A 10,025-nucleotide genomic window follows, 5' to 3' on the forward strand; every position below is an offset into this window, starting at 1 on the left:
GAGGAAAATAATAATGATGTGCTGTGTGACTGCACTCTTAATTTCATGTGGAGGTAGTAAGAAAACAACAAGAACTACAACAAAAACTAAAACTGTTTCGTCTAGAAAAACGCAGGTTAGTAGAGAGGTAACATCGGTAGAAAAGCCAAAAGAAGTTGCTAAAAAACCTCTCGCTAAGGTTTCTTATAAAGAAAAAGTTCAGAATTATATTTTCGAATATGCTAGTATTGCTAAACATGAGATGGTGCAATATGGAATCCCTGCGAGTATTACACTAGCACAAGGTATTTTAGAATCGGGAGCTGGTTATGGAGAATTGACAAGTAAAGCCAAAAATCACTTCGGAATTAAATGTCATGATTGGACAGGTGATAGAGTATACCATGATGATGATCGCTCCCAAGAATGTTTTAGGAAGTACGAAAAAGCAAGCGAATCATTTAGAGATCATTCTTTATTTCTTAAAAATAGAAAGCGATATTCCAAGCTTTTTACCTATAAGCAAAGTGATTATAAGTCTTGGGCTTATGGTTTAAGAGCTGCGGGATACGCCACGGATAAGAAATACCCTGTGAAACTAATTAGTATTATTGAACGCTATAAATTGTATGACTATGATGCTGAGGTGTTAGGGACTTCTTACGTAGCTGTAGAGCCTAAAAAAGTGGAGAAAAGGAAAGCTCCAAAGATCAAAAATGGTGAGTATATCGTGCAGAAAGGCGATACTCTTTATTCTATCTCCAGAAGATATAATCTAAAAGTAGCAGAACTAAAAGCTTACAATAATTTAAAAGATAACGCAATCGCCATTGGACAAGTACTTAAAGTAGAAAAGCCAGAGGACGATGCTGACGAATTTTAACGTACTATGATTTATAAAAGAAGTAGTGCTCTGTTTAAAGAGGCTCAGAAAGTAATTCCTGGAGGAGTTAATTCTCCTGTTCGTGCATTTAAAGCAGTAGGAGGTGATCCAATCTTTGTGAAAGAAGCAAAAGGTGCTTATTTATATGATGAAGATGGAAATCGTTTAATCGATTACATCAATTCATGGGGGCCAATGATACTTGGTCATGCATATCCACCTGTGGTTGATGCAGTGGTTGAAAAAGCCAAAAAGGGAACTAGTTTTGGTATGCCTACAGAAATTGAAACTAAGATTGCCGAGCTAGCGGTATCTATGGTGCCTAATATTGATAAAATACGATTCGTAAATTCTGGTACAGAGGCTTGTATGAGTGCTGTAAGATTGGCAAGAGGATTTACAAAAAAGGACAAAATCATCAAATTTGCAGGATGTTATCATGGTCATAGTGATTCATTTTTGATTCAGGCTGGTAGTGGAGCTGTTACTTTTGGAAGTCCTAATAGTCCTGGTGTAACCGCAGGAACAGCAAAAGACACCTTGTTAGCAAGGTATAATGATCTAGAGAATGTAGAAGAAATTATCAATTCTAATAAGGATGAGATAGCCTGTATTATTATTGAACCTGTAGCTGGAAATATGGGGTGTATCCCTCCAGTAAAAGGTTTTTTAGAAGGTTTAAGATCACTTTGTGATACACATAATATACTGCTAATATTTGATGAAGTAATGACCGGTTTTAGATTAGCTAAAGGTGGTGTACAGGAATTGCTAGGAGTAGATGCGGATATCGTAACTTTTGGAAAAGTTATTGGCGGAGGTTTGCCAGTAGGAGCCTTTGCGGCAAGAGAAGAAATCATGAATCATCTTGCTCCTTTAGGTCCCGTATACCAGGCAGGAACTTTAAGTGGTAATCCTTTGGCAATGGCAGCAGGATTAGCAATGTTAACAGAGCTAAATGAAAAATCTGAAGTATTTGATAGTTTAACTAAGAAAACCGAATACTTACATGACGGAATTGGAAAGGTTTTAACCGAGAAAAATATAGTACATACTATTAATAGATTAGGTTCTATGATTTCTGTTCATTTTTCTGAAAAACCTGTGGTTAATTTCGAAAGTGCGGCAGCTGGAAATAATGATACTTTTAAGAAGTTTTTTCATGGGATGCTAGATCAAGGGATTTATATCGCCCCAAGTGCATTTGAAACCTGGTTCATTACAGACGCACTTAGCTATGAAGATTTAGATGAAACAATAAACGCTGCAAGGATAACGGCAGAAAGTTTGTAAACTAAAAAAGCCAATCTCTAAAAGATTGGCTTTTTTGATATCATAATTTTAGAATCTAAATTCTTTGATTACGATTATTTTATTGGATCTAATATCAACGAAATTCTTTCTATTGCATCCTGCAAATGATAACGTGTCATTCTATCAGATGTTCTTCCAACTGCATTTCTAATGTCTCTCTGTAAGTTTTTTAATTCTGCACGAACAATAGGTCTGATATCACTTTGTGAAACATCAACATTGGTTCGTCTCACGAAACGTCTGAAATTAGCAGGTATTGGTGTTTGTTCTTTTGTCATCAAAAACTCTAAACGCTCTATATAAGCTCTTTGCAAGTTACGACGGTAGACATCTATTTTTGATCCATTTCTTAGTTCACTCCATAAACCAGCTCTTAATTCGGTCATTAAATCAATTAAAGTATATGCATTTGTATTTAATGCTTCATTTTCAATTAATCTGGCCATTCTTCCATAATCCAAAAGATTATTCAGAGTTCTGGTCTGAAAGTTTCTGATACGTTCCACACTTCCTGCAGATTCTATTTTGTTAAAGATATTGGTGTCTAATAACCAATTTGGCGTGCTAAACAATTGTTCTTGTAAAAATTTCATAGCACGTTTCTGATTCTCTTTAGTTACATGAGTATACACAGCACCTTCTTGATCGTATGTTTTAAAATATTCATATACACCTCCGATATTAGAAGAAACATGTCCCATATATCTATTAAACTGTCCAAGTACTTGACCATACATTGTCTCTAAATCATTATAATTTTTACCATCCTCAGCAGTCCATTCTATTAGATTAGGAATAATTCTTTTTAGATTCGCAATTCCATAAGTACTGGCATTTACAGCATCATCTCCAAGATCTTCTGTTTGTGAGCTTGGATCTATAACACCAAATTGTTGTCTTCCAAAACGATATTTAGGATCATTCTGATGTGCTAATATCCAGCTGTCTAAAGTCTTCTTTTCTTCCTCTTCTGTTGTATCCAGAATAGGTCGATATCCCCATCTAATCGCATGCTTGTCATAAATTCCAATTTCTGGCATTAGCGCTACATCACCATCTCCAGGTTGCGCGATGTAATTAAAACGTGCATAATCCATAATAGAAGGAGCTGTACCATATTTTTTCGTAAATGCAGGATCACGAAGCGATTCTACAGGATAGGCAACACTACTACCCATATTATGAGGTAATCCTAATGTATGTCCTACTTCGTGAGCAGATACGAATCGTATTAATCTACCCATGATTTCGTCTTTAAAAGCTACTCCTCTTGCTTCGGGATTAATGGCTGCGGTTTGTACAAAAAACCAGTTACGAAGCAGTGTCATTACATTATGATACCAATTAATATCACTTTCTAGAATTTCTCCTGATCTTGGATCACTAACATGAGGTCCGTTTGCATTTGGAATAGGAGATGCGAGGTAACGTACTACAGAATATCTTACATCCTCAGGACTCCAATCCGGATCTTCTTCTTTCGAAGGTGGGTCTTTAGCGATAATCGCTTCTTTAAAACCAGCTTCTTCAAAAGCTACCTGCCAATCTTCTATACCTTGTTTTATATACTTCCTCCATTTTTTAGGCGTAGCACGATCAATATAATAGACAATTTGTTTTTTAGGAACTACTAGTTCGCCTCTTTTGAACTTTTCAATATCTTCTTCTTTTACTTCTAATCTCCATCTATCTAGATATCTAATAGTCTTACTTTCTTGCGCTTCTAATCCGTAATCTGTTTGTCCTCTTGCAAACCATCCAACACGTTGATCAAATATCCTTCTTTTCATTGGTGTTTCTGGTAATAGGATCATGGAATTACTCATTTCTAATGAGATGGTTCCAGTGCTAGCGTTTGATGGTGGATCTCCAGCCATGTATGTTTTTACGTGTCTGGTTTCGATATTAAGAGGGTAACTTCTTATAGAGTCTATATAGGAAAGACTCTGGTCTAACCTTGTTATCTTATACCTTTTTCTTCTTGATGCAGGAAAACCAATCGCTTTTACATCCTTCGTAAACATATCTGTTACATCGATCACTGTAGCATTATTTACAGAATCCTTATGGAATGCTTTGATAGGAAATGAAAATAAGATAGGCTCAAAGTTAGAATTTTCTACTGCTTCATGAATAGGTAAAGAATCCGCAGCATATATTTGGTGTGATACTACGCGCAGTAATACTTTTTTGTTTTTTCTTTGCCATCTAAGGACTTGCGTATTTTGTTTTCCTCCACCAAAACCGATACCGGTTGCAGTTTTAGCAATTCTGGTTACCATTAACATTTCTCTATTAAATAGAGAATCTGGTATTTCGTAAAAATATTTGTCTTCAATATTGTGAACAGTAAAAAGTCCAGGATCACTTTTTGCCTTTTTTGTAATAACCTCTTTATAAGGTTTAATAGCATTTTTATCTTTTCCCGGTTTTTTAGCAGCTGTTGCTGCTGGTTTCTTTGTTTTTTTACTTTGTAAAGATGAGCAACTGGATAGTGTAATGGTACACGCCAGCAGCAAATAAAGCGTATTTTTGAGCATGTGTAATTTTTTTTATCGGCCGAAGATAAAGAAATAACAATGCGTTGTAAGTGAAAAGAACGTTAAAACCTTAGAGAGCAAGGGCTTTTGTATCTTAATCTTTTTATAAAATCTTATGATGCTTTTGGTAATGTGATGCAAAATGTGCTACCCTCACCTAAAATACTTTTTACTTTAATTTCACCTTTATTTAATTCTACAAGTTCTTTGCAAATTTTTAATCCTAAACCTGTACCTGCTTCTTGTTGCGTACCTTTTGTAGTAAAAGTGTCTTCAGAGAATAGTTTATGAAGGTTTTCCTCCGGAATTCCTACTCCAGTATCTTGAAAATAAATTTCATAGTGCTCCTCCTTTTCATTAGATAGCAAGGTTATAGAATCTCCGGATTTACAAAATTTAATAGCGTTTGCTAATAAATTTTGTGACACAATAGAAAACATATCCTTGTCCGCATATACCAAAGTAGCGTCTAATTTATTGTTAAGTTGGATGTTCTTACGTGCTGCTTTGGGTTCGAAAAAGCTAAATTTATTCTGGATAACGTCTTTAATATTAAACTCGGTAGGTTTTGCATTTAATTCATTCATTTGGGATTTGGACCAATTCAATAAATTATTAAGCATTATAGAAGTCTGATGCGTTCTATTAGAAAGTAGCGGAACAATTTCTTCAAACTCCTCTTTAGAAATGGCATTTTCTTTTAAAAGATTTAAGGTGCCATCAAGTCCGTGTATTTCATTTTTTAGATCATGAGAAATGATAGAAAAGAGCTTGTTTTTTACTTGGTTAGATTCGTTTAATTCAGCAATATATCTTTTTCTTTCTCTTCTGGTTTTGATAATAAAGAATAAAAATATTGCACCTATGACAAACATTCCTATGCTTATGAATGTAAATATTCTATATTTAAATAATGCTCCTTGTGTTTTTAATTCCTGTTTTTCTTTTTCTTCAAGAAGTTTTAGTTGTTCTAATTCGGATTTGAAACGAATCTCTGCTTTAGAGATTTTTTCGGTGGATTCATTTCTGGATATTTGATCTGCAATTTGCTGGTATTTTTTTTGCCAAATAAAGGCAGATGCAAAATTATTTCTCGCTGAGTCTAAAGTAGCAGAATGTCTATAATTGGTCAAAAGCAATGGTGGAATATCTAGTCTTACTAGTTCTGTTCTAGCTTCATCTAAGAGAACTTCTGCTTCATTATAATTTTTTAGTTTGATCGCAATCTCGCCTAACTGTTGTTTGATGTTTGCAGCCACTCTAAAGTTTTGTGCTTGTACAGCATTGCAATATGAAGAATCGTAATATTTTTTTGATTTTTCATATTCTTTATTTGCTTTGTAAAGATTAGCTAGTCGGGTATACGCCATTGCTTTGTCTAAAGTTCGATTATTTTTCTTGCTAATTTTTAAGGCTTCGTTAATCAGTTTTTCTGCTTCATCGATTTTACCAAGGTCGATATAGATCAGTGCTAAATTGTTTAATGCTGACCCTACCTTATTTGGTCTGAATTTTTTCTTTAAGGCTATCGATTTTTGATAATATTCTTCGGCAAGTTCATAATTATCAATATCGGAGTAAATATTGGCAAGATTGTTATATGTACTGGATAAGACTAAACTATCTTTCATACGCTCGAAGTATAAGTTTGCTTCTAGTATATGATGTATTGCTTTTTCGGAATTACCTCTTCCTTGTTCAATAGTAGATTTATTATTATTAATAATTGCCAAACCTCGTTGGTGATTAGCTTTTTTAAAGTATGTGGCAGCTTGGTCATAATTGTAAAAAGCTTTTATATGTTGCTGAGTTAAATTATGAACGTTTCCGATATGTTGGTATACATTACCAATACCTTTATTATACTTTATAGTATTTGAAATAGATAATAATTTAGATTCGTATGATAAAGCCATGTCGAACTCTTCCGCTCTCCACATATTTTCAAAATATTTCATGGCTGTATCAAATAATACAGAGTCTTTTTCCGTTTTTATGAAAGGTATGATACTATCCAGTGATTTTTTCTGAGAAAAACTAAATGAACTGAATAGGACGCATAAGATCCATGTAAAAATCGCTTTTTTCATATGTTTTATTTTGGGGAAATAGATTAAAAAACAATTTACATCTACAAAATACACAAAAATCAATTTAAAAAACAAATATAGTAGTATTATTCTTACATAATATATTGTTTTTATGGATTTTCGAAAGAGTTATGACGTTTTTAGGTATAATTCAACTTCATATATGGATTACAAACAATCTAACTTTTAATGTCTAATTGCTGATTACCTGTAAGGCGAAGGGAACTTTATGGTATGGTGTAGATTAGTTTTCAATTACTATAAATTCACTTCTTCTATTTTGCTGATGCCTTTCCTTACTACAAGGAATACCATTTTTACAATGGTTTTTTAATTGCAGTTCTCCATATCCTTTGCTTTTTACTCGATTGGGATTGATACCTTTAGCGATGATATACTTGGCTGTGGCAGTAGCTAGTTTTGCTGATAATTTTAGGTTGTATAGATCACTTCCTTTACTATCAGTGTGTGATCGGATTTCAATTTTTAATGAAGGAAACTCCTTCAGATAAGAGACAATTTTATCCAGTTCTTCTGCAGTACTATTGAGAATCAAAGCTTTGTTAGAAGCGAAATAAATCGGTTTGAGCGAAAGTATTTTTCCTAGATCTACACCAGTTTTTGGTGTGTCTTTTTCCAAAAAGAAATCTTTATTTGCTATTGGATTATCATTATTAGTATCTATACTAATATTTAGAGGTTTGTATTTTGTTTTTGTTAGTAGGAACTCAAAACTTTTATTATTGCAATCTAAGGGTACATAGAAAAATCCTTCCTCATTTGTTTTACCAGTAAATATCGTTTCTTTATCTTGATTAAGAACCTCTATTTCTGTTTCGACTAAAATCTCTTTAGAGTTTTGATCTTTTACCAAGCCACTAATATATCCGATACAATCCGTAACTAATGGGCTGTTCTGAGTAATACAATAAATATCATCATCTCCACGTCCACCTTTACGATTTGAAGCGAAGTATCCTTCTTTAGTATCTTCATTGATGATAAAAGTAACATCATCGTAATTACTATTTACAGGTTTACCTATGTTATAAACCTTTTTTTCAGATGCAGTTGTATTTGTTACAAAAATGTCTAATCCACCAAGTCCAAGATGCCCGTCTGATGCGAAATATAGCATCCCAGATGTAGTAATAAAAGGAAAGGTGTCTCGACCTTCTGTATTAATTTCTGGTCCCAGATTTTTTGGTTCTCCGTAACTTCCATCATTATTAATGTCAACTACATAAAGATCTGACTCGCCATAACCTCCAGGCATATCAGAGGCGAAATACAATTTTGTTCCATCTGAATTAAGTGTAGGATGCGCAACAGAGTATTGATCATTATTAAAAGGAAGTTCTTCGGGTTGTGACCATTTTTGTTTTGCAGTTTTAAAAGCTTTAAATATTTTGAGTCGATTAACTCCTAATGAATCTTTCCTTGAAGTACCCTTGAAAATATTATTACGTGTAAAATATATAACATTACCATCTTTTGAGAATGATGAGGTAGATTCATGAAGACGTGAACTCAATTCTTTTGCAAATTCTCTAGAAAAGGATACGCCGATGGAATCATCCTTTATGCTTTGAAATAATCCTAAATATGCTTGTTGATTCCATGAATTTCGGCTTGATATATTTTTTCTTTTTCCTCTGGAAGACGAAAAAACAAGCTCGTTTTGATAAAAGGAAGGAGCGAAATCTGTAAATGCAGAGTTGTTTTCAAAATCACTGATTTCGTATCTGCCAGATTGCTTTTCGATATCTTCTAAATAATCTTGGTTTTCTTCTAATCTTTTGCTTCTTGAGTCGTTTGCATTACTCTCTTTGGCAAGAGTTATTAGTCTCTTTGCTTCATCATATTTTTCTAAATGTTCGTAACAATGAGCCGCTTTATAGTAGTATTCTGGTTGCAGTTCTTCTACAATGATACTATCATTTAATTGTTCTGTTCTATATTCGAACATTTTTTGATACCATTTTCCTGCATTTTCTAGGTCTGAATTATAATAATAAGCATCTCCGAGTTTTTGATATACTTCAATTGATCCTTTTCCTTGATTTATAATTTTTTTGTACGAATCAATAGCCTCTATAAATTCAAAATCATTAAACCGTTTATTAGCTTTTTTGAAATCCGAATTTTGAGAAAACAAAAATGAGGGGATGAGTATAAGGAAACCAATACTGTAAAGAATTCTATATATCATCATTTTTGTTTGTTTTTGGTTAAAAGAATCTAGGATATAATACACGTTCCTTTTTCTTAAAAATTTCATAGCGTAAGAAAAATTCATAAGAACCTGAATTAAATTCTGTGTTACCTAGCGCAGTAGTTTCCCAATCATAAGCAAAACCTAACATCAGGTTGTTTGTAATCTGAAACCCTACTAAACCACTAAGTGCTGCGCTCCATCGGTAAGCTACTCCTAGTGTAAGCTTGTCATAAAATAAGAAGTTCGCAGAAGCATCTATTTGCAACGGCGATCCAGCAACAACTTTTCCCAATATTGCGGGTTTTAGTTTTAGATAATCATTGATTTCAAATACATATCCTAGCATCATGTAATAGTTGATTCTTTCTGAGGCTAAAAAAGAAGAAGCAGTATTATCATTAGAAGATTCATTAAAATGTTTTGTTTGCAGTAGATTAGGAGCTGAGATTCCAAAATAAAATTTTGGAGTATAATAATAAGCACCTATTCCAACATTAGGAGAGAATTTATTATCAATATTGGTGTCCAAAAGAATATCCGAAGTTGAATACTGGTTTAATCGATCAAAATTAACATCAAGTAAATGCCCTCCAGCCTTTACACCAAAAGCTAACTTTCCTTGTTCAGAGGTGCTTATGGTGTAAGAAAGGTCTATGTAGATATACGTTTCCTGGGTAGGACCAATTTTATCATTTACTATTGATAATCCTAGACCTACTTTTTCGGCTCGTCCAATAGGTGAGTGAATATTTAGAGTTTGCGTTACTGGAGCTCCATTAATACCTACCCATTGATCTCTGTATAATCCGGCAATACTAATAGTATTTCTAGATCCTGCATATGCAGGATTGATGCTGATGGTGTTATACATATATTGTGTATACTGTGCATCTTGTTGACCTTTTATATCTTGTATAAAGATTAAAAAAACTAGAATACCTAATATGTATGATCTACTCATAAACTGATTATTGCTAAAAAGAGTTTTCATCATTTAGATG

At 33.4% G+C, this 10,025-nt stretch carries 6 protein-coding genes; 2 read left to right on the forward strand and 4 right to left on the reverse strand.

Annotated elements, in window-relative coordinates; all coding sequences use genetic code 11:
• Positions 1-16 precede the first annotated feature (16 nt).
• Together Q1A73_RS22815 and hemL are read left to right on the forward strand one after the other, a co-directional pair.
• Positions 17-862 (forward strand): glucosaminidase domain-containing protein, encoded by an 846-nt coding sequence (locus Q1A73_RS22815; protein ID WP_299610711.1) that lies wholly within the window; start codon positions 17-19, stop codon positions 860-862.
• A 6-nt stretch (positions 863-868) separates the two neighbouring features.
• Entirely contained in the window at positions 869-2,155 is a 1,287-nt protein-coding gene (gene hemL / locus Q1A73_RS22820) for a glutamate-1-semialdehyde 2,1-aminomutase (RefSeq protein WP_299610619.1), read from the forward strand.
• A gap of 74 nt (positions 2,156-2,229) precedes the next feature.
• Here the strand turns inward: hemL and Q1A73_RS22825 are convergent, their stop codons facing one another.
• The 4 genes from Q1A73_RS22825 to Q1A73_RS22840 form a co-directional block, all read right to left on the reverse strand.
• Positions 2,230-4,716: a zinc-dependent metalloprotease gene (locus Q1A73_RS22825; protein WP_299610621.1), complete on the reverse strand. Its 2,487-nt coding sequence runs from the start codon at positions 4,714-4,716 to the stop codon at positions 2,230-2,232.
• A gap of 113 nt (positions 4,717-4,829) precedes the next feature.
• Positions 4,830-6,806: a tetratricopeptide repeat-containing sensor histidine kinase gene (locus Q1A73_RS22830; protein ID WP_299610623.1), complete on the reverse strand. Its 1,977-nt coding sequence runs from the start codon at positions 6,804-6,806 to the stop codon at positions 4,830-4,832.
• A gap of 244 nt (positions 6,807-7,050) precedes the next feature.
• Positions 7,051-9,021, reverse strand: coding sequence for an OmpA family protein (locus Q1A73_RS22835; RefSeq protein ID WP_299610626.1), 1,971 nt, complete (start codon positions 9,019-9,021; stop codon positions 7,051-7,053).
• 16 nt (positions 9,022-9,037) lie between these two features.
• Positions 9,038-9,985: a type IX secretion system membrane protein PorP/SprF gene (locus Q1A73_RS22840; protein WP_299610630.1), complete on the reverse strand. Its 948-nt coding sequence runs from the start codon at positions 9,983-9,985 to the stop codon at positions 9,038-9,040.
• Positions 9,986-10,025: the final 40 nt, after the last annotated feature.

Source organism: uncultured Aquimarina sp. (genome assembly GCF_947492115.1).
In the GTDB taxonomy this organism is placed as follows: Bacteria; Bacteroidota; Bacteroidia; order Flavobacteriales; family Flavobacteriaceae; genus Aquimarina.

Bases quoted from the DNA above. Each gene is read 5' to 3' on its own strand.
- Q1A73_RS22815 (WP_299610711.1), top strand. From the start codon at position 17: ATGTGCTGTGTGACTGCACTCTTAATTTCATGTGGAGGTAGTAAGAAA.
- hemL (WP_299610619.1), top strand. From the start codon at position 869: ATGATTTATAAAAGAAGTAGTGCTCTGTTTAAAGAGGCTCAGAAAGTA.
- Q1A73_RS22825 (WP_299610621.1), bottom strand. From the start codon at position 4,716: ATGCTCAAAAATACGCTTTATTTGCTGCTGGCGTGTACCATTACACTA.
- Q1A73_RS22830 (WP_299610623.1), bottom strand. From the start codon at position 6,806: ATGAAAAAAGCGATTTTTACATGGATCTTATGCGTCCTATTCAGTTCA.
- Q1A73_RS22835 (WP_299610626.1), bottom strand. From the start codon at position 9,021: ATGATGATATATAGAATTCTTTACAGTATTGGTTTCCTTATACTCATC.
- Q1A73_RS22840 (WP_299610630.1), bottom strand. From the start codon at position 9,985: ATGAGTAGATCATACATATTAGGTATTCTAGTTTTTTTAATCTTTATA.